This window comes from Methylocapsa palsarum, from assembly GCF_900114285.1.
GTDB lineage: Bacteria > Pseudomonadota > Alphaproteobacteria > Rhizobiales > Beijerinckiaceae > Methylocapsa > Methylocapsa palsarum.
The window spans coordinates 547,160-566,040 of the sequence record NZ_FOSN01000001.1 but is presented as its reverse complement, the minus strand read 5'-3'; the positions used below and the strand labels follow the sequence as shown (position 1 = coordinate 566,040).

Annotated in this window: 17 protein-coding genes and 1 tRNA gene; 10 read left to right on the top strand and 8 right to left on the bottom strand. The window is 62.3% G+C overall.

Annotated elements, in window-relative coordinates:
* The first annotated feature begins 425 nt into the window (after nucleotides 1-425).
* From BM177_RS02765 to BM177_RS02755, 3 genes are all read left to right on the top strand, one after another.
* Nucleotides 426-1,751: a COG4223 family protein gene (locus tag BM177_RS02765; protein WP_139223483.1), complete on the top strand. Its 1,326-nt coding sequence runs from the start codon at nucleotides 426-428 to the stop codon at nucleotides 1,749-1,751.
* A gap of 37 nt (nucleotides 1,752-1,788) precedes the next feature.
* A complete protein-coding gene (locus BM177_RS02760) occupies nucleotides 1,789-3,354 on the top strand; it encodes a heme biosynthesis protein HemY (RefSeq protein WP_091677164.1) in 1,566 nt (521 codons plus the stop codon).
* A 279-nt stretch (nucleotides 3,355-3,633) separates the two neighbouring features.
* A tRNA-Thr gene (locus tag BM177_RS02755) sits at nucleotides 3,634-3,709 on the top strand.
* 395 nt (nucleotides 3,710-4,104) lie between these two features.
* Here the strand turns inward: BM177_RS02755 and BM177_RS02750 are convergent.
* Nucleotides 4,105-4,434 (bottom strand): DUF1476 domain-containing protein, encoded by a 330-nt coding sequence (locus BM177_RS02750; protein WP_091677161.1) that lies wholly within the window; start codon nucleotides 4,432-4,434, stop codon nucleotides 4,105-4,107.
* A 406-nt stretch (nucleotides 4,435-4,840) separates the two neighbouring features.
* On the opposite strand from BM177_RS02750, the gene purC reads away from it, so the two are divergent.
* The 6 genes from purC (at nucleotide 4,841) to grxD (ending at nucleotide 9,800) form a co-directional block, all read left to right on the top strand.
* The gene (purC, locus tag BM177_RS02745) at nucleotides 4,841-5,647 is read left to right on the top strand and encodes a phosphoribosylaminoimidazolesuccinocarboxamide synthase (protein WP_091677157.1); all 807 of its coding nucleotides are present in this window, start codon (nucleotides 4,841-4,843) and stop codon (nucleotides 5,645-5,647) included.
* Nucleotides 5,648-5,885: 238 nt separating this feature from the next.
* Nucleotides 5,886-6,125: a phosphoribosylformylglycinamidine synthase subunit PurS gene (purS, locus tag BM177_RS02740; protein ID WP_091677613.1), complete on the top strand. Its 240-nt coding sequence runs from the start codon at nucleotides 5,886-5,888 to the stop codon at nucleotides 6,123-6,125.
* Between the two features lie 34 nt (nucleotides 6,126-6,159).
* Nucleotides 6,160-6,849, top strand: a complete 690-nt coding sequence (gene purQ, locus BM177_RS02735) for a phosphoribosylformylglycinamidine synthase subunit PurQ (protein ID WP_091677154.1) — start codon at nucleotides 6,160-6,162, stop codon at nucleotides 6,847-6,849.
* The gene (purL, locus tag BM177_RS02730) at nucleotides 6,846-9,044 is read left to right on the top strand and encodes a phosphoribosylformylglycinamidine synthase subunit PurL (protein ID WP_091677149.1); all 2,199 of its coding nucleotides are present in this window, start codon (nucleotides 6,846-6,848) and stop codon (nucleotides 9,042-9,044) included. Before purQ ends, purL begins: the two co-directional genes overlap by 4 nt.
* A 115-nt stretch (nucleotides 9,045-9,159) precedes the next feature.
* Nucleotides 9,160-9,393, top strand: a complete 234-nt coding sequence (locus BM177_RS02725) for a BolA/IbaG family iron-sulfur metabolism protein (RefSeq protein ID WP_091677144.1) — start codon at nucleotides 9,160-9,162, stop codon at nucleotides 9,391-9,393.
* A 68-nt stretch (nucleotides 9,394-9,461) separates the two neighbouring features.
* A complete protein-coding gene (grxD, locus tag BM177_RS02720) occupies nucleotides 9,462-9,800 on the top strand; it encodes a Grx4 family monothiol glutaredoxin (RefSeq protein ID WP_091677140.1) in 339 nt (112 codons plus the stop codon).
* Nucleotides 9,801-9,913: 113 nt separating this feature from the next.
* Here the strand turns inward: grxD and tlpA are convergent, their stop codons facing one another.
* The gene (tlpA, locus tag BM177_RS02715; RefSeq protein WP_091677609.1) at nucleotides 9,914-10,609 is read right to left on the bottom strand and encodes a thiol:disulfide interchange protein TlpA; all 696 of its coding nucleotides are present in this window, start codon (nucleotides 10,607-10,609) and stop codon (nucleotides 9,914-9,916) included.
* A 26-nt stretch (nucleotides 10,610-10,635) separates the two neighbouring features.
* Here tlpA and argH point away from each other — a divergent pair, with 26 nt between their 5' ends.
* Nucleotides 10,636-12,030, top strand: coding sequence for an argininosuccinate lyase (argH, locus tag BM177_RS02710; RefSeq protein WP_091677136.1), 1,395 nt, complete (start codon nucleotides 10,636-10,638; stop codon nucleotides 12,028-12,030).
* A gap of 282 nt (nucleotides 12,031-12,312) precedes the next feature.
* Here argH and BM177_RS02705 read toward each other — a convergent pair whose 3' ends face one another.
* The 6 genes from BM177_RS02705 to bamA all read right to left on the bottom strand — a co-directional run bounded on the left by BM177_RS02705 (nucleotide 12,313) and on the right by bamA (nucleotide 18,643).
* The gene (locus BM177_RS02705) at nucleotides 12,313-12,549 is read right to left on the bottom strand and encodes a thioredoxin (RefSeq protein WP_091677604.1); all 237 of its coding nucleotides are present in this window, start codon (nucleotides 12,547-12,549) and stop codon (nucleotides 12,313-12,315) included.
* 137 nt (nucleotides 12,550-12,686) lie between these two features.
* Complete coding sequence (locus tag BM177_RS02700; RefSeq protein ID WP_175492473.1) at nucleotides 12,687-13,361, bottom strand: MarR family winged helix-turn-helix transcriptional regulator; 675 nt, start codon at nucleotides 13,359-13,361, stop codon at nucleotides 12,687-12,689.
* 195 nt (nucleotides 13,362-13,556) lie between these two features.
* Nucleotides 13,557-14,375 carry a transglutaminase-like domain-containing protein gene (locus tag BM177_RS02695; protein ID WP_091677133.1) on the bottom strand — a complete coding sequence of 273 codons (819 nt, stop codon included), beginning with the start codon at nucleotides 14,373-14,375 and terminating at the stop codon, nucleotides 13,557-13,559.
* A gap of 176 nt (nucleotides 14,376-14,551) precedes the next feature.
* Nucleotides 14,552-15,031, bottom strand: a complete 480-nt coding sequence (fabZ, locus tag BM177_RS02685; protein WP_091677124.1) for a 3-hydroxyacyl-ACP dehydratase FabZ — start codon at nucleotides 15,029-15,031, stop codon at nucleotides 14,552-14,554.
* 110 nt (nucleotides 15,032-15,141) lie between these two features.
* Nucleotides 15,142-16,104, bottom strand: a complete 963-nt coding sequence (locus BM177_RS02680) for a UDP-3-O-(3-hydroxymyristoyl)glucosamine N-acyltransferase (RefSeq protein WP_091677121.1) — start codon at nucleotides 16,102-16,104, stop codon at nucleotides 15,142-15,144.
* Nucleotides 16,105-16,207: 103 nt separating this feature from the next.
* The gene (gene bamA, locus BM177_RS02675; protein ID WP_244532045.1) at nucleotides 16,208-18,643 is read right to left on the bottom strand and encodes an outer membrane protein assembly factor BamA; all 2,436 of its coding nucleotides are present in this window, start codon (nucleotides 18,641-18,643) and stop codon (nucleotides 16,208-16,210) included.
* Between the last annotated feature and the right edge of the window lie 238 nt (nucleotides 18,644-18,881).

The window sequence follows — 18,881 nt, the reverse complement described above, 5'->3', positions numbered from 1 at the left end:
GTTTGCAGTCATTGTTTGATTGCAGGCAATCGCTTCATCGACATTGGAATTGCCGGCGTCGCGCCGGCGCTGATCCCAGCATTGACTGACGACATTAACGCGTTCTCGCCCGCCGCGCCCCGTCCAGCGAGGCCAACGTCGAAACTTGTCCACCGGATTTCGAGTTCCGCTCAGGCTCCACTCTTTGGGGCAGACTATCTTTCTTTGGGGGCAGACATATGTTCTTTTTTTGTTCTAGCATCTCCGCCCGATCGGCGCAAGGGCCGGGCGCTCGGCGCATCTCGCCGCAATGGCGCAGGAAAAGGGCGACAATCCCGGAACGATCTCGCGATGCTCAACGCGCCAGCAAGTCGGCGTGAGGCCTCGGGGCGTTGCGAAAGCCGATGCGTTCCATTACATAGGCCGTGGAAAAATGGGATCTCACGATGTCCAAACAAAAAGATGAGCATTCCACATCCGGCGTCGAGCGCGCTCCGCCTGACGCATCGAACGAATCCGGGGCAGAAACTGCGGCGGCTGGAACTGCTGCTGAAGCGTCCACTGAATCCGCGGCGCCTTCGGCCGCGCAGCCGCCTGGCCAACCGGATCCGTCCCATTCTGCCGACTTGAGAACGGACGCGAAGACGGGCGGGTCTGGAGCGCACCGGCCGAAATCGCCATGGCTGCCGCTCGCCGCCGCCATCGTGACAGGTTCCCTGATCGCCGTCGGCGGCGCGTTCGGACTGCGTTATCTCGACGCCGTGAAACCGGCAGGCGCCGCAACCGATTTCGATGCGCGCGCCGCCGCGATCGAACAGAAGGTCAATGAGGCGGGCTCCGCGTCGCGGATCGCTTTTGCGGCGCTGGAAAGCCGCATCTCATCGCTCGCGAGCGAAACCGGCAAGAGCGAAGCCTCCACCAGATCCGCGCTGGAGAACCTCGAGCAGGCGCTCGCCGCGCGTCCCGCCCAGGCGTCTCAAGGATCGGGCGCCGAGGCGTCGGAACCGGCTGATCTCGGCCCGATTCGGATGCGGCTGGACGCGATCGAGAAAGCGGTCGCAGCGCTCCCTGCCGAAGCTCCGCCCGGCGGAGGAGGCGCCGCCGAACAGCCCAATTTCGCTCCTTTGGAAAAGCGGCTGGACGCGATCGAACAGAAGGTCGGCGCGCTCGAGGCGCAACTCGCCGCTCCCAAGGCCAACGTCCGCGCCCAGGAGCCGCGCGAAAACGCCCCGCGTGAAAGCGTCAAGGCTGAGCCTCAGGGCCACAGCGTCGCCGTTGTCGCGGGAAGCCTGCTCGGCAAGGTTCAACGCGGCGCGCCGTTCGCGGCGGATCTGTCGGCGCTCGAGACCCTCGGCGTCGGCGCTGGAGCCCTTGCGCCGTTGCGACCGCATGCGGCGACGGGAGTTGCGAGCGAACGGACCTTGACGGAGCAATTTTCTCCCCTCGTTTCGCCCATTCTCGCGTCCGAGCCGCCGAGGGAACACGAGAGTTTCATCGACGAGTTGACGCGAAGCGCCTCGAAGCTGGTTCATATCCATCGCGACGATGTCGCCGGCGGCGATGATCTGCAGGGCCTGGTCGACAAGATCGAATCCGCGCTCGCCCAGCGCGATATCGAAGACGCATACGCCCTCTGGACCAAATTTCCGGACGCCGCCAAAGCAAAATCGCAAGGATGGGGCGAGGCCGCCAGGGCGCGGATCGACGCTCTCGCGGCCGCGAGGGCGATCCAAGACGACGCCGTGACGCTTGTCGTCAAACCGAAATCCTGATTCGTCTCGCTGAGACGATGCGCTCGACGGGAAAAAAATGCTCCGGGTCCTGCTGTTCTTCGCCTTTCTGATCGCCGTCGCCTTCGCCGACGCCTGGTTTGCGGACAAGCCGGGAGAAATCCTGGTCAATTGGCAAGGATACCATATCAAAACCTCTCTCGCGGTCGGCGTCGGGGTCGTTCTGAGCGTGGCGTTTTTGCTCGTCGCCGCCTGGGCGCTGATTCGTTTCGTTTTCAAGATTCCCGCCGGCGTCTCGCTGTCCAGTCAGATGCGCCGCCGCAACAAGGGTTTTGCGGCGCTCTCGCGTGGGTTGATCGCCGTGAACGCCGGCGACGCTGCGGTCGCGCGGGCGTCCGCCGTGGAGGCGCAGAAGCATTTGCGGCACGAGCCTCTGGCCCTGCTCCTCAAGGCGCAGGCGGCGCAGCTCGCAAACAATCAGACCGAGGCCGAGGACGCGTTCAAGGCGATGACCCATCGCTCCGACATGAAACTGATCGGCTTGCGCGGGCTTCACGCCGAAGCGCATCGGCGCGGCGACGTCGAGGACGCCCATGAATTCGCCGCCGCGGCGCATGACATCGCCAGATTGCCGTGGACGTCGCAGGCCCTGATGCAGCGTCAGACGGCGAAGGGCGACTGGCGGAGCGCCTTGCGCGCGCTGGACAACGACGCTGCGTCGAAAAAGACGAACCGCACGACCCAGGAACGTCAGCGCGCCGTGCTGGAGACTGCGATCGCTCTCGAAAAATCCGAGACCTCACCCGACGAGGCGCTCAATCTTGTCCGGTCGGCGCTGAAACGGGAGCCGAATTTCGTCCCCGCCCTCGCCCTCGCCGCCCGACTGATGAACCGGAAAGGCGAGACCCGCAAGGCCTCCAAATTGATCGAGACTGCGTGGCCGGCCGCGCCGCATCCCGATCTCGCGAACGCCTATCTCGAACCGCGTTCGGGCGACTCCCCGGCTGATCTTCTGGTCAAGGCGCAGACCCTTGCGAGGCTCGCGCCCCGCGACCCCGAAAGCCTGATGATGATCGCCAGGACGGCGATCGCGGCGGGCAATTTCAAGGCCGCGCGCGACGCCATGCAGCCCTTGATCGAGGGGCCGTCGAAGCCGACGATCCGGATGTGCCATATCATGGCGGACCTCGAGGAGGCTGAACATGGTTCGGCGGGCTATGTGCGGGAATGGCTGGCGCGCGGCGCTCGCGCCCCTCATGACCCCGTCTGGGTCGCGGACGGGCTCGCCTCCGATCACTGGCTGCCCGCTTCGCCCGTGACCGGCAAGCTCGACGCGTTCGTCTGGCAGCGGCCTATCGAGCGCTTACGGCCCGATTCGGGGACTGAAGACGCGGTGTTCGCGCCTCTGGCGTCGCCCGAGCCGCGGCTTCAGCTGGAGGAGGCCAAGGGCAAGGTTGCAGGCGCCACACAGGGCGAACCTCCGGCGCCGCCGTCTCAATCCGCTTCCACGAGTCCGGCCGGGAGCGAACCGGGGGCGGCTGACCGGACGATCCCGCATCCCGTGATCTTTCCCCTGCCTGGGGCGCCTGACGATCCGGGGCTGGACGAGCGCTCCGCCTCGAGGGGCGCACCACCCGCTTTGTGACCCTCCGGCCTATTGAATCCGTGGAGGAGGGAGTTTTCATAGGGATTTGGGCGCGGGCCAAAGCGTTCGGCGCCGAGGATGGCGGTTGCGAAACCCTGCTCGTAAGGCTAAGAAGTGCCAGTCTTTTCGCTGCGCGCGCAATAAGGCCGCAATAACTCAGCTCGTAGAGCGCGTCATTCGGCATAAGCGGGGCAGCCGCTGAAAGCGAAGGTGGATCAGGGACTGGCGCGGGCGTGAGTAAAATAGTAGGGGATGAGTAGGGCGCAAGCCCAAACAGACGCCGCCTTAGCTCAGCTGGTAGAGCACCTCATTCGTAATGAGGGGGTCGTAGGTTCGAATCCTATAGGCGGCACCATTTTTTCCTTCGGGGAAGAAAAGCCTGTTTCCCTTCGGGGAAAAAAGCAAAGGGCTTGATCGCCGCTCCATACGACGCCAGGTTCCACAGCAAATCTGGATCAACAGCAAATCCGATGCTCTTTGAAGCCGGCCGATCTAATTAATCTGTCCCCTCGCCAATCCCGCCGTTCAGACGCTGCTCCATTTTGCTCATGGCCTTCATCCGAGCGAAAATCGCCTTTCGTCACCGGATCTTTCAAGCCACTTGAGCTTTCAAGTCACCGGATATTTCCAAGGCGCGGCGGGGCGGCCCGGTTCATCCTTCCATCCACACGGCGTTTCGTGCGGCGGGAGCTGAACCGATCACGTTTCGTACGCTTTACGGCCTCGCCGTAGAAACAGCAGGAAGGGATTCTAGTCGCGGACTCCGGTCTTGACCTCCTCGACGGCCTCGGCGAAAAATTCTTCCATCTTGCGGCGGATCTGGTGATCGGACTGCTCGACTTTGGCCTGATCGAAATCGGCGCGGAGTTTTTTGAAAACGCCGTCGTCCCCGGACGCGGCGACGTCGGCGGAAATCAGCGAGGACGCATATTCCTCGGCCGCGGCTCCTGACTTGGCAAGCTTTCCGGCGGCCCAAAGACCAAGCTTTTTGTCGCGACGCGCGCTGGCCTTGAACTTGAGTTCTTCGTCATGCGCAAGTTTGGCTTCAAAGGCGTTCTCGCGCTCGTCGAAAGTGGTCATAAGTCTCCCCTTTGGCGTGTCCGCGCCCCCGCAATGACGCGAAGGTCGCTATGATAGCGGCGGTTTAGCGGAAACGCCATGGCCGGAACAGCCCCCGCAAGCGCCATTTCTTTACACTGTATCGTGAGGCGAATCTCTGTTAGAATTAATCAAATTGGATCTGATGGGAGGTTCTATTTTCGCCGCTTTTCTAGTTTAGGGCTCTATAAAGAGGGAATTTGGTGTCTTAGCCGCGTTCCGCTGGTTGGGTTGTCTCCCGTTTCGGAATACGCTAGTCCTCGTTGCAATGGCGACCGAGACAGTGGCGACGCCCCCAAGCAAAGCCTACGCCTGCCCCGCCCCATTTCGCAGAAAAGTTGCTTCTTGGTCGCGGGCCCTAGGACGTTCACAGGAGCCACGGCCGCCTATGGATCATCTCAAGCCACGGTTAATCCCCATGAATCGCCGCCGGCGCATATACGAAGGCAAGGCCAAGGTTCTTTACGAAGGCCCGGAGCCGGGGACGCTCATCCAGCATTTCAAGGACGACGCGACCGCCTTCAACGCCAAGAAACACGAGGTCATCGACGGCAAGGGAGTCCTGAACAACCGGATCTCCGAGTTCATCTTCCAGAACCTCAACGACATCGGCGTTCCCACGCATTTCATCCGCCGGCTCAATATGCGCGAGCAATTGATCCGCGAGGTTGAGATTGTTCCGCTTGAAGTCGTCGTCCGCAACGTCGCCGCCGGCTCCCTTTCGACCCGGCTCGGGCTCGAGGAAGGCACCCAGCTGCCGCGCTCGATCATTGAATTCTATTACAAGAACGACGAGCTGAATGACCCGATGGTCTCCGAGGAGCACATCACGGCGTTCGGCTGGGCGAGCCCGCAGGAGATCGACGACATCATGGCCCTCGCCATTCGGGTCAATGATTTTCTGTCCGGCCTTTTTCTCGGCGTCGGCATCCGTCTCGTCGATTTCAAGATGGAATGCGGCCGGTTGTGGGAAGGCGATATGATGCGAATCGCCGTCGCCGACGAAATTTCTCCCGATTCATGCAGGCTTTGGGACATCAAATCCAACGACAAGCTTGACAAAGACCGTTTTCGCCGCGATTTGGGAGGTCTCGTCGAGGCCTACACGGAAGTGGCGCGCAGGCTCGGCATCTTGCAGGATAACGAACAGCCGCGCGCAGCGGGGCCCAAACTCGTTGAGACGGCAAAAGACTGAATTGACCCGCGTAAGCGGCGTCTCCGTTGAACCTTCACGGCCTTACCGCGAAGGCGACCCAAGCGGCCATCGTGCTTCCCCCCCGATGCGCATGGCTTGATCGAAGGGCATGATCTGCGGTCAAACGCCGATCAAACTAGACGGAGGCTTCGGCCTCCGTTTTTATTTGTTCGAATGGGCGCTCTTTTTCGCCCGCGGCGCCCGCAACGTCCGGAGCCCTATCAATCGGGAGCTTAAAATGAAGGCCCGCGTCGTCGTTACGCTTCGCAATGGAATTCTCGACCCCCAGGGCAAGGCCATCGAGGGCGCCCTGAAGTCGCTCGCCATCGAGGGAATCGAAAGCGTGCGTCAGGGCAAGGTCTTCGACATCGAACTCGCCGACGCCGATCGCGCCTCAGCCGAACTTGTCCTGCGCGAGGCCTGCGAAAAGCTGCTGGCGAACCAGGTGGTCGAGAATTTCGCCGTAGAAATTCTGTAAGAGCAAAAGCTCTGGAACGGCAGAGGCGAAACCTTTGAACGCCGCAATCATCCTTTTTCCGGGCTCCAATCGCGAAGGCGACGCGTTCCGCGCGCTCGCGGCGAGTGGCGCTAGGCCCGCCCTCGTCTGGCATCGAGAAACGCATCTGCCGCCGAAGACCGATCTGGTCGTCCTGCCGGGCGGCTTCTCTTATGGCGATTACCTGCGCTGCGGCGCGATCGCCGCGCGAGAGTCCATCATGGACGCTGTCCGCGCTCATGCCGCGCGCGGCGGCCTCGTCCTTGGAATCTGCAACGGCTTCCAGATCCTCGTCGAAAGCGGCCTGTTGCCGGGTGTCCTGATGCGCAACGCCAAACTGCGTTTCATCTGCCGGATGCAGCATCTACGGGTCGAGCGCAACGACACGCCCTTCGCCTCGGCCTATGCCAGGGGGCAGATCATCAAGGTGGCGATCGCCCATGGCGAGGGCAATTACATTGCCGATTCGGAAACCATCGCGCGGATCGAGGGCGACGGCCGCGTCGCGTTCCGCTATTGCGGCGCGAATGGCGAGGCGGATAATCCCAACGGGTCAATCAACGACATCGCCGGGATTTATTCCAAAGGCTTCAACGTCCTCGGCCTGATGCCGCATCCCGAAAATCTCGTTGACGCGCTTGTCGGCGGAACTGACGGGCGGGGCCTGTTCGAGAGCCTGGCGACTTTCGCGAGGCCGGCGGCATGAGCGCGAGCGAGCCTTCCGTCACCCCCGAACTCGCCGCCGCGCATGGTCTCAAGCCGGACGAATATCAGCGCATCCTCGACCTGATCGGACGCGCCCCGACCTTCACCGAGCTCGGGGTGTTCTCCGCGATGTGGAACGAGCACTGCTCCTACAAATCCTCGCGGCTGCATCTGCGCCGTCTGCCGACCAAGGCGCCGTGGGTGATCCAGGGCCCAGGCGAAAACGCGGGAATCATCGACATCGGCGACGGCGACGCCTGCGTCTTCAAGATGGAGAGCCACAACCATCCTTCCTATATCGAGCCGTTTCAGGGCGCCGCGACCGGCGTCGGCGGCATCCTGCGCGACGTGTTCACGATGGGCGCGCGCCCGGTCGCCTGCCTCAACCTGCTGCGGTTCGGCGAGCCGGACCACGCCAAGACGCGCCACCTCGTGGCGGGCGTCGTCGCCGGAATCGGAAGCTACGGCAACAGTTTCGGCGTGCCGACCGTCGCAGGCTCGACCAATTTCGGCAAGGGCTACAACGGCAATATTCTCGTCAACGCCATGGCCGTCGGCATCGCCCGGGCGGACGAGATTTTCTACGCCAAGGCGACCGGAATCGGCAATCCGATCGTCTATCTCGGTTCGAAAACCGGCCGCGACGGCATCCACGGCGCGACGATGGCGTCGGCCTCGTTCGAGGCCGATTCGGAGGACAAACGCCCGACCGTCCAGGTCGGCGACCCGTTCACCGAGAAGCTTCTTCTCGAAGCCTGCCTCGAATTGATGCGCACCGGCGCCGTCATCGCGATCCAGGACATGGGGGCGGCGGGGCTCACCTCCTCGGCGGTGGAGATGGGCGCCAAGGGCGATCTTGGAATCGAACTCGACCTCGATGCCGCGCCCTGCCGCGAACCCGGCATGTCCGCCTACGAAATGCTGCTGTCGGAAAGCCAGGAGCGCATGCTCATGGTGCTCGACCCAGGCAAGGAAGCCGCCGCCGAAGCGGTGTTCCGGAAATGGGGCCTTGATTTCAAGATCATCGGCAAAACGACAGACACGCTGCGTTTCGTCGTCAAGCATGAAGGCGAGATCAAAGCCGATCTGCCGATCAAGGAACTGGGCGATTGCGCGCCGCTTTATGACCGGCCGCACGAAGCCTCGCCGAAGCTTCCGCGCCTTCTCGCCGTGGATGTCGAAGCGCCCGTCCCCGACGCCGAGGCGCTGCTGGCGCTATTGGGAACCCCCGATCTCTGCTCCAGCCGCTGGATCTGGGAGCAATACGATCATCTCATTCTAGGCAATACGATCGAGGCGCCGGGCGGCGATGCGGCGGTCATCCGGATCAAGGACGGTCCCAAAGGTCTGGCGCTGACGGCGGACGTGACCCAGCGCTATTGCGCGGCCGATCCTTACGAGGGAGGCAAACAGGCGGTCGCCGAGGCCTGGCGCAACCTGACCGCCGCCGGCGCGCTGCCTCTTGCCGCGACCGACAATCTGAACTTCGGCAATCCCGAAAAACCCGCCGTCATGGGGCAGTTCGTCGGCTGCATCGATGGGATCGGGGACGCCTGCCGCGCGCTCGACTTCCCCATCGTCTCCGGCAACGTGTCGCTTTACAACGAGAGCAGCGGACAGGCGATTCCGCCGACGCCGTCGATCGGCGGCGTCGGAGTCATCGCGGACGTCAGCCTCGCCGCGTCGATCGCGATCAAGCGGGAGGGCGACGCGATCCTTCTCATCGGCCCGGCCGAGGGCTGGCTTGGACAATCGCTTTACCTCCGCGACGTCTGCGGCCTTGAAGAGGGCGCGCCGCCGCCGGTCGATCTCGCGCTCGAGCGGCGCAATGGCGATTTCGTGCGTCGCCTGATCGCGCAGGGGACCGTGAACGCCGCGCACGACGTTTCGGACGGCGGCCTTGCGGTCGCGCTGGCGGAAATGGCGCTCGCCGGGGCCATCGGCGCCTCGCTCGCGCTGCCGGACACGCTCCCTTCGCATGGATTTCTGTTCGGCGAAGATCAAGCGCGATATATCGTCACCGCCGCTCCCGCCGCCGTCGACGCGATCCTGCGCGAGGCGGAACGCGCCGGCGTCGTGTGCGCGGCCCTTGGCGCGACGGGGGGCGACGCGTTGACCCTTGGCGCCGGGACGCCCATATTCCTGAGCGAGCTGAGGAAAGCCCATGAGACTTGGCTTCCCACGTTCATGGATTGATTTTGTCGCTGCGCTTATGGCTTGATTTTTGTAACTATGCTTGACGCCGTAAGGTTTACGACACGCAGACGCGCGCGGGCGAATTCACAAGACCGGTTGAACAAGGAACGACGATATGCCGATGGAGCAAGCTGAGATCGAGAGGCTGATCAAGACGGGCATACCCGACGCGACGATCGAAGTGAAGGATCTCGTCGGGGATAAGGATCACTGGGCCGCCGTCGTGACCTCCTCGGAGTTCGCCGGCAAGACCAAGCTCCAGCAGCACCAGATCGTATATAAGGCGCTTGGCGAACACATGGGCGGCGCGCTTCACGCGCTGCAACTGACGACCCTCGCCCCCAAATAAGTCGTTTACCCGTCATTCGAAGCTGTCGGAAAACCGCCACGCTCAAAAGCTCCCCGAAAGGATTTGAAATGGCCATCAAGGATGTCATCCAATCGACGATCGACTCGAACGACGTCGTTCTGTTCATGAAAGGCAACCCGACGTTTCCGCAATGTGGTTTCTCCGGCCAGGTGGTCCAGATCCTCGAGCATGTCGGCGTGCCTTACCAATCGGTGAATTGCCTCGAGAGCGACGAGATCCGTCAGGGCATCAAGGAATTCTCCAGCTGGCCGACGATCCCCCAGCTTTATGTCAAGGGCGAGTTCCTCGGCGGCTGCGACATTGTCCGCGAGATGTACCAATCGGGTGAACTGGCCTCGTTCCTCGCCGAAAAGGGTGTCGCCACCAAGCAGGGCGCCAAAGCCTGATCGGCTTTATCCTTCGGAGAGGAAGAGCCGGGACGCCGGCCTGGATAGCCCCAAACTTTTGACTTTGGAGCGATTTCTGACCGATCGCATGACGGCAGGGATCGGAAAGCGCTCTACGTCTTGGCGGCTTTCAAAAGCGCGATGGCTTCCTCCGAATCCCATTGCGCAGGGCCGGCCATGGTTCCAAGTTCGCACCCGTTGCCGTCGATGAGAATCGTCGTCGGCAGGCCGATCACCTTGCCGGCCTGTTTCAAAGCCTGAAACAGATCGCCGCTGCGGTCCGCATAATAACCAAGATTCTTGACCCCGATCTCGGTCAGGAAGGCCTTCGGCTTCTCCAGTCTCGACGTGTCGATATTGACCGCCGCCACCGCGAAGGCGTCGTCGCCGACGAGCCCCTGCAAACGGTCGAGCGCGGGCATTTCCTTGCGGCAGGGCACGCACCATGTCGCCCACAGGTTGAACAGAACGACCTTGCCCCTGAACGCGGCGAGACCGATCGGCGCGCCGTCCGGGGCGGCGAATTTCAGGATCGGGAGCGGCTTTGGCTGCTTCACGAGGTTGAGCGCGGCGATCTCGCCGTGAACGAGACCCTGAAGCCGTGCGGTCTTTTCCGCCGACCCGTAACAATCGCCCGTCGAGGCCGCCCCCTCTGTTCCTTCCTTGCCGCCCGGCGTTCGCGTCGCGTATAGGAGGCCAGCCGCAATCAGGGCGGCGGCCAGACCGAACGGAACCGCAAGACGGCGCGCAAAGCCAAGGACGGCCTTGTCCTTATCCGGGGAGTCCTTTCCAGAAAAGTCCTGCGTCATGGCTTCGACCTCAAAGAGTACGATCAATGAGCAATAAGATGTGGGGCGGCCGGTTCGCAAGCGGCCCCGATGAGATCATGGAAGAAATCAACGCGTCGATCGGCTTTGACCAGAAACTCGCGCTGCAGGACATCGCGGGGTCGAGGGCCCATGCCGCCATGCTGGCGAAAGCCGGCATCGTCGCCGCGGAGGACGCGGCCAGCATCGACCGGGGTCTCGACGCCATCGGCAGGGAAATCGAGAGCGGGGCTTTCGCCTTTTCACGCGCGCTCGAAGACATCCACATGAATATCGAGTCCCGCCTCGCCGAATTGATCGGCCCGGCGGCCGGGCGCCTTCATACGGCGCGCTCGCGCAACGATCAGGTTGCGGTGGATTTCCGGCTCTGGGTCCGCGACGCGATCGACGGGCTCGATGTTCAGCTGCGCGGTCTGCAAACCGCCCTGGCGGAAAAGGCGCTCGCCTATGCGGGCGCCGTCATGCCGGGCTTCACCCATATGCAGGCCGCCCAGCCGGTCACGTTCGGACACCATCTCCTCGCCTATGTCGAAATGCTCGCCCGCGACCGATCACGGCTGCGCGACGCCCGTCATCGCCTCAACGAATCGCCCCTCGGCGCGGCGGCGCTGGCCGGAACCTCGTTTCCGATCGACAGGGATGCGACGGCGAAGGCGCTCGGCTTCGACCGGCCGACCGCAAACTCCCTCGATAGCGTCTCCGACCGCGATTTCGTCCTCGAAACCCTCGGCGCGGCGTCGATCTGCGCCATCCATCTCTCGCGCTTCGCCGAGGAGATCGTCCTTTGGGCGACCCCGCAATTCGGCTTCGCGGCTCTGTCCGACAGGTTTTCGACAGGCTCGTCGATCATGCCGCAAAAGCGCAATCCGGACGCGGCCGAACTGGTGCGCGGCAAGGCGGGCCGGATCATCGGCGCGCTCAACGCGATGTTCATTGTCATGAAAGGCCTGCCGCTGACCTATTCGAAGGACATGCAGGAGGACAAGGAAGGCACGTTCGACGCGCTGCAATCGCTCTCGCTGTGCCTCGCGGCGATGACCGGCATGGTGGGCGACCTCGAACCCAACCTGGAGCGCATGAAGGCGGCGGCGGGGGCCGGCTACGCGACGGCGACCGATCTCGCCGACTGGCTGGTGCGAACGCTGAAAATGCCCTTCCGCGAGGCGCATCACGTCACGGGGCGGCTCGTTGGCCTCGCCTCAGGCAAAGGGATCGGACTGGAGGAACTCTCGCTCGCCGAGATGCAGGGCGTCGCCCCCGGCATCAATTCAGAGGTCTTCGCGGTGCTGGGCGTCGACAAATCGGTCGAGAGCCGGACCAGCTACGGCGGCACGGCCCCCGCCAATGTGCGGACGCAGGCGGAAGGCTGGCTCGCGCGGCTCAAGGCGGAAGCGGCCGGGTGAGGTTTTTGCGCGGCCGCGGCGAAACTCGAACGCACGCCTGTGGCGGTGGAGTCGCGCCATAGAGCATATTCCGATTGGAGTGAATCAATCCAATCGACAAGACTATGCTCAAGCTTTTGACTCTGTAGCGATTTCTGATCGATCGCATGACTTCATGCGATCGGAAAGCGCTCTAGATTTACAGACGTCAGGAAACGAAAAAGGCCTCGCACGGGCGAACCCTGGCGAGGCAAGTTGGAGGGGTCTTCTGACTTTCAGGCGCGCCGGCTTTCGCGGGGGCGGCTATTTCAGAGCCGAGAGATCAGCTCCAAAATTGATGTGGTACGGCTTTCCCGCGAGGACCAGGGCGGGCACCGACTTGACGCCCGCGGCCTCGGCTTCACCGACACGCGTCTTGTTTGCGCCCAGATCCACGATCTCGACGTCAAAAATCTTCGGATCGAGGGACTTCGCCAAATTGGTCTCGGCGTCGACGCAAACCGAGCAACCGGCGTGGTAAAAAGTCGCTTTTTGTGCCATGCTGGAGATCCTTCTTGATCGGAGGGAATTATGAACGGTTCGCCGGCGCCAGCCGGCGAACCGTTTTCTTCGTGCGCGCTCGAACAATCCGGCCCAAACCGTCGCGGATTGCGCCGCCGCCTTGAAGAGGCTCAAAACTATGCGGACATCGGCAAGTCATAGGCGATTCCGCTGAAAGCTTTCCACGCCTGATCGAGGGCGCCCTGATCCGCCTCTCCATGCTCGTTGCAATCGAGACGCAAATGACGGCCGCCGAACGGAGCGTCGACATAGGCGCAATGATGAGGCAGTTCCGCGTCGTCATGAACGTTGGCGCGGAAATAGCGGCACGAAATGCAGACGCGCTGAGGCGGTATCGCTCCAGCGATCTGAAGGGCGCGAATGGTCTTGATGACGAGATGAAGAAGCATTGTCTGCTCCTTCGACGAGAGAGTTTCCAGCGCGCGTTCGGTCGACGTCATCGCCAAACCGATCCCTCGCACGATTTCCTGCCCGGCTCCCGTAATCTGGATGGACGCGGCGCGCGCATCGTCGGGATCGGAGGCTTTCGTCAACAGGCCCTTGCGCACCAAAGCCGCAATCGACTCCGTCGCCGTCGGTTGAGCTACGCCGAGATGTTCCGCTATGGACCGTACGCGCATTCCCTTCGCGCCTCGCCCCGCGACGAAGGCGAGCACATGCGCTTGCGTCGGACTGAGCCCCGAGTCTTCGGCGAGCCCCCATTGGTCCGCGCGCATCGCGGCGCCGATGCGGTCCAATCCTTCGCGCAATCTGCGATAAACCGGCGTGGAGAGAGCGTCGAACGGTGTCATCACATTTAAATAGGACTCCTATATATTTATGTCAAGCCATTTCATCAGCGCACATAAATCTTCCGCGTTTGCGCTGCGCTCGAGCATATTCCGATCGGATTGAATCGATCCAATCGATAAGGATATGCTCAAGCCTTTGATTCTGGAGCGATTTCCGACTGGAGAAGCGAACATTTCGTCCGATTTCTGCCGCCGCTACGCTCTTTCCTCGATGATCTCGTCCGTCCAGACCTTGAAATTCACGAGCGTATTCGGCCCGAAGGTCGTCGTGATCGCGACATCTGCGGCGTCCCGGCCCCGCGCGAGAAGCACCCGGCCGATGCGCGGAATGTTGTTGCGGGCGTCAAACGTGTGCCATTTGCCGCCGAGGTAGACCTCGAACCAGGCGGCGAAATCGCCGGGCGGATAAGGCGCGGGCGTTCCGACGTCGCCGAGATATCCGGTGCAATAGCGCGCCGGAATGTTCAGCGCGCGGCAGAAAGCGACGGCGAGGTGCGCGTAGTCGCGGCAGACGCCCCGCCCCTCCTGGTAGGCCTCGGAGGCGGATCGGGTCACGCTCGCGTGGGCATAGCCGAATTCGATTCGGGAATGGACGTAATCGCAGATCGCCTGCACCCGCGCCCATCCCGGGGGCGTATCCTTGAAGAGGGTCCAGGCCAGATCGAGCAAGCGGTCGCTGTCGCAGAACCGGCTGGCGAGGAGAAAGACGATGGCCTCCTCGGGAAGATCCTGCACCGGAACCTCGGCGGCGTCCGGCGACAATTGATCAGGCAGCCCCGAATCGGAGACGATGGCGTCGGTCGAGAGTCGCACCAGCCCGGCCGGGGCCAGGATGCGGCTGCACCAATTGCCGAAACCATCGCGGTAGCAGGAGATCGGAACCGGCGGGCTGATGACGATATGATCGGGCGCCGCGAGATCGGCGACGCGGGAAAAATGGATATTCAGCATCGCGATCAGCGGCGTCGGCTGAGGGATTTCGTACTGAAGTTCGTAACCGACTCGTAGTTTCATGGCGCATCTCCAGCAGGCCGCCGGAGACTCGCCAAGATGGCGCGGAGGAGCTTTGAAAAATCATACCACGAATAGCCGGCTGGATTGCAGGAAAGTGCGCCAGCCGCGAGGCAGGCGAATCGCCTGGAAAAACCGCGCGATGGAGCCGCTGGCGTCGCCCTTGCCCGCCGCGGCGTTCAGGCTTTCGCCGCGTCATTGACGACCAGCGCGGCGCCGATTTCCGCCTCACAGACAAGAACGCCGTCCACCAGGGCGCGCCCCGAATACCACCACATGTTCTTGCGCTGGTTCACCTTGGTCATATGGAATTCGGCCCGGTCGCCCGGCGTGACCGGCTTGCGGAACCGCGCCTTGTCGATACTCATGAAATAGGTGATCGGCCTCGAGAGCCCGCTGGCCGATGCGCTGATGCCGAGCACCGCCGCCGTTTGCGCCATGCCCTCGATCAAAAGCACCCCGGGCATGATCGGGTGGTCGGGAAAATGACCCTGGAATTGAGGTTCGTTGACGCTGACGTTCTTGATTCCGATCCCGAATTCGTCACCCCTCGCCTCAATGACGCGATCGATCATCAAAAACGGATAGCGGTGCGGCAGAAACTGCAACAAGCGCAAAATGTCGAACGATTCGATGACCGTCTGCGACGCTTCATTCATTCTTCGTCCCCTGCTCCTTGTCAGACGCCGCTTCAACGCGCCGTTTTTTCGGTCGATTCCCGCGAACCGGCCTGTGGCTCATCGGCCATGGGTCGAGAAGCCGCAGCCTCTCAAGGCCTCACTCTTTCGCCGCGCCCGATCCGCAAGCGCCGACCCACTCGCGCTCCGCCCTCGACCACGACGAAATCGCCGAGCCGCGTTTCCGCCGCGATGCTCGTCTGGCAAAGGATCATGCAGCCGCGTCCGACGGTGACGCCGGGAGAGATCTGTACAAGATTGCCAATTCGCGCGCCTTCGCCAATCACCGTATCCTGGCTGGAACCTCTATCAATCGTTGAATTTGCGCCGACCTCGACGCCGTCTTGAAGAATGACCCGCCCAACCTGAGGCGAGGAAAACCGTCTGATTTCGCCGCAATCCCTGAAATCCAACCCGGCCTGCCCGATCTTCGCGCCTTCGTGGATGATGACGCGGTCCCCGATCAGCGCATGGGTGATCGCCGCCTGCGCGCCGATAGAACAGTTGCGTCCGATCCTGACCCCGGATCCGATCACGCTGTTCGCCGCTATCATGGATCCGGATCCGATTTCGCAGCGCGCGCCGATGACGGCCCCAGGATCGACGACGACGCCGGGCTCGAGCCGGGCCTCGGGGTGGACCGAGGCGCCAGGATTAAGGCCCGCCGCGGTGAAGATGGAGGCTGGCCGCAGCGCTTCAGGGAAGATTTGCGCCAGCGCGGCGGCGAAAGCCCGGTGGGGCTCTTCGGTCACAAGCGCAAGCGTGAACCCGGCGACGAGCGCCTCGTAACACGGCTCGACAAAACAGGCGGAGGCGCGGGTGGCTTCAATTCCTTCGGACGATCCTGGAGCGCTTTCCGATGGATTCAATCCGATCGGAATATGCTCTAGATCGTCGAAATAGGTGAGTTCGCCGGCGACGGCCTCGTCAAACGGAGCCGCCCCCCCGATCAGTAAGGAAAGATCCACGCCGCCGCCAGCCCTGACGCCCGTCACGGCGACGATGTCGCCCAGCGTCAGACCGGGCGCGCGCGCAAAGAAAAACGGATCGCTCATGCGGGACTTCGGCGCACCATTGCTTCGGATCCCGGCTCGCTGCGATCGGCCTCGCGTCGGGGCCCGAAGTCCCCTGACGCGAGGTCCGCTGATCGAGCCCGGTCTAGAACGTGGTCCCACCTGTGAACCGGAAGAACTGCGTCTGATCGTATTGGTTCTTGGTGATCGCCTTGGCGAAGTCGAAGCGAATCGGCCCCAAAGGCGACGCCCAGATGATCGAGGCGCCGACGGAGGAACGGATCTGGCTCGTATTCGCGCCGAGAACCAGGCAATTGCCCTGGGTGTACAGGGGCGCGGCGTCGTTGGGCGTGCAGACGCCATTGGAGCTGAAATTGGTCTTGCCGTTGTAGCCGTAAAGCGTGCCCGCATCGGCGAAGAGGGCGCCTTTCAGGCCAAGGTCGCGCGGCAGGCCAAAGATCGGAAACTGAACTTCAAGGCTCGCTCCGAAGTAGGTCGTGCCGCCGAGCGCGTTGCCGGACGAATAACCCGAGCTGATGTCGCGCGGACCGATGCCGTTCGGAGCGAACCCGCGAACAAGGCTCGGACCCAGATTGAAGTTGTCGACGATCCGGAGCTGGTTGCCGCCGAAGCTGAAGATGTCGCCGCCCTGGACCCGTGCGATTCCGACGATCTGATCGTAGATCTCACGGTAATAGCGGATCTCGCCGGTGGTGCGCACGAACTTGGAATCGCCGCCCGCTCCCGCGATGTCCTGACGCAGTTCGGCGAAGAACCCGGCCGTGGGGCTCCTGTTGTTGTCCAGCGTATTATAATTCAGCGTGTAGCCGACCATCGAGGTCAGCGTATTTCCAGCCGCCTCTTTCAAAGCCAGCGACGCCTCGCCATTGGTCAAGCAGCTGTTGTTGTAATAGGGATCGGTTCCGTTGAACCCTGGCGTCGTTCCCCAGATCGGGTTGTTACAATCGTTATAGGGGTGAGCCGTCGTGTTCGGAATGGTGATGTTGGTGTTGTAGATCGAGTAGCGCGGCGAGAACGTCAGTTCCTCGGTGATCGGCAGACCAAGCCTGATCGTGCCGCCCGTCACATTGCTCTGGTAAAACGAATATTGGTTGACGCTCGACTGCTTGGCGTAGGCGTCGAAGCCGGCGGCGATCCTATAGCCGAGGAAATAGGGTTCCGTGAAGTTGAACTCGATGCCGCGGGCGTACTGGCCTTCGGAGACCGCAAGCTTCACATACTGGCCGCGGCCCATGAAATTCGTCTCGGTCACGGACACTTCCGCGATGAACCCGTCCGAGGTCGAGTAACCGCCCGACAGCGACAACGCTCCCGTCGGCTGGTCTTCGACATCGACGATCACGATGATGCGATCGGGCGCGGAGCCTTGCTCGTTGGTGATCTTCACCTTTTTGAAATAGCCGAGGTTATTGAGACGCCGTTCGGCCCGGTCGATCATGACCCGATTGTAGGCGTCGCCCTCTCCGATCTCGAATTCGCGCCGGATGACATAGTCCCGAGTCCGGGTGTTGCCCCGGATGACGATCCGCTCCACATAGGCGCGCGGTCCCTCGTCGATCACAAACGCGATGCTGACCGTCCGGGTCGCGGGATCGCGGTCGCCGCGCGGGCGGACCTGGCTGAACGCATATCCGTGTTTGGCGATTTCCTTCGTCAAAGAGTCGACGGTCTTTTCGACCATTTCGCCATTGTAGATTTCTCCGGTCGAAAGCCGCACCAGGGGACGGAGCGATTCACCGTCGATATCGCGTAGATGCGATTCCACCTCCACGGGGCCAACCGTGTATTGAGGGCCTTCCTCGACCGTAATCGTAATGACGTAGCCGCCGAGAGCCGGGTCAAATTGCGCGTCGGACCCGACGACGCGGAAATCCGCATAGCCGTTCTTGAGATAGAACCGCCTGATCAGTTCCAGATCCGCGGCGATCCGGTCCGGATCGTAGACGTCCGACGTCTTGAAGAACGACATGAAATTCATTTCCGTCGTCTGCATGAGATCGCGCAGTTTGCCGGCGGAATAGGCCTCGTTGCCGACGAAATTGATGGTCTTGACGCCGGTTTTATCGCCCTCGTCGACCGTGAAGACGACGTCAAGGCGCCCATTCGGCAGATCAACGGTGCGAGATGTGACCTTGGCCGCAGCCCGTCCGGAACGGCGATAGACGTCCTTGATCCGCTCGATATCCGCGTCGACCGTCGCCGGGCTGTAGGGTCCGTGCGACTTGGACTGAACCTCGGCGGCGAGCGTCTCGGTCTTGACCTTGCTGTTTCCCTCGAACGCGACCCTGTTGATCGTGTTGTTCTCGGTCACTACGATGACGACGCTTCCGCCGTCCCGGCGGACTTTGATATCGGTAAACAGACCGGTCGCGTAAAGATCCTTCACGCCCTTGTTGACCGCGGCCTGATCGGAGCCGGTGAAATAGGATTGGATGGTCTCGGAATCGACTCGCCGGTTGCCCTGGACGACAACTCCGGCTGCGAAAGCTGACGAGATCCCGTAGGTCAGGATCAAGAAAGCGCAAAGGAACAGGGTGAGCCGGCTGAGTAGAGTACGCATGAACTGCATCGGAAGACCGGTCCCCATATGGCTCAACGCCGGCTGCCCGAACGCCAAAATGCTTGGCTGACGTTCGTTGGGCCTCTGTCGTTGAACAAGCCCTGAGCTTCGCTTCTACAGGGTTTGCCCCCCCCTGCAAATCAAGATTCGGCTATGGCTCCTGATTTTGCGCCGCCGTTGCGAACAAGACACGCTTTGCAGTGAGAAAAGGGTTAACTCTTAGGGTTAACCCTTTGCT

Excerpts from the sequence above, each read along its gene's own strand:
- BM177_RS02765 (WP_139223483.1), top strand. The coding sequence starts at position 426 with ATGTCCAAACAAAAAGATGAGCATTCCACATCCGGCGTCGAGCGCGCT.
- BM177_RS02760 (WP_091677164.1), top strand. The coding sequence starts at position 1,789 with ATGCTCCGGGTCCTGCTGTTCTTCGCCTTTCTGATCGCCGTCGCCTTC.
- BM177_RS02750 (WP_091677161.1), bottom strand. The coding sequence starts at position 4,434 with ATGACCACTTTCGACGAGCGCGAGAACGCCTTTGAAGCCAAACTTGCG.
- purC (WP_091677157.1), top strand. The coding sequence starts at position 4,841 with ATGGATCATCTCAAGCCACGGTTAATCCCCATGAATCGCCGCCGGCGC.
- purS (WP_091677613.1), top strand. The coding sequence starts at position 5,886 with ATGAAGGCCCGCGTCGTCGTTACGCTTCGCAATGGAATTCTCGACCCC.
- purL (WP_091677149.1), top strand. The coding sequence starts at position 6,846 with ATGAGCGCGAGCGAGCCTTCCGTCACCCCCGAACTCGCCGCCGCGCAT.
- BM177_RS02725 (WP_091677144.1), top strand. The coding sequence starts at position 9,160 with ATGCCGATGGAGCAAGCTGAGATCGAGAGGCTGATCAAGACGGGCATA.
- grxD (WP_091677140.1), top strand. The coding sequence starts at position 9,462 with ATGGCCATCAAGGATGTCATCCAATCGACGATCGACTCGAACGACGTC.
- tlpA (WP_091677609.1), bottom strand. The coding sequence starts at position 10,609 with ATGACGCAGGACTTTTCTGGAAAGGACTCCCCGGATAAGGACAAGGCC.
- argH (WP_091677136.1), top strand. The coding sequence starts at position 10,636 with ATGAGCAATAAGATGTGGGGCGGCCGGTTCGCAAGCGGCCCCGATGAG.
- BM177_RS02705 (WP_091677604.1), bottom strand. The coding sequence starts at position 12,549 with ATGGCACAAAAAGCGACTTTTTACCACGCCGGTTGCTCGGTTTGCGTC.
- BM177_RS02700 (WP_175492473.1), bottom strand. The coding sequence starts at position 13,361 with ATGACACCGTTCGACGCTCTCTCCACGCCGGTTTATCGCAGATTGCGC.
- BM177_RS02695 (WP_091677133.1), bottom strand. The coding sequence starts at position 14,375 with ATGAAACTACGAGTCGGTTACGAACTTCAGTACGAAATCCCTCAGCCG.
- fabZ (WP_091677124.1), bottom strand. The coding sequence starts at position 15,031 with ATGAATGAAGCGTCGCAGACGGTCATCGAATCGTTCGACATTTTGCGC.
- BM177_RS02680 (WP_091677121.1), bottom strand. The coding sequence starts at position 16,104 with ATGAGCGATCCGTTTTTCTTTGCGCGCGCGCCCGGTCTGACGCTGGGC.
- bamA (WP_244532045.1), bottom strand. The coding sequence starts at position 18,643 with ATGCGTACTCTACTCAGCCGGCTCACCCTGTTCCTTTGCGCTTTCTTG.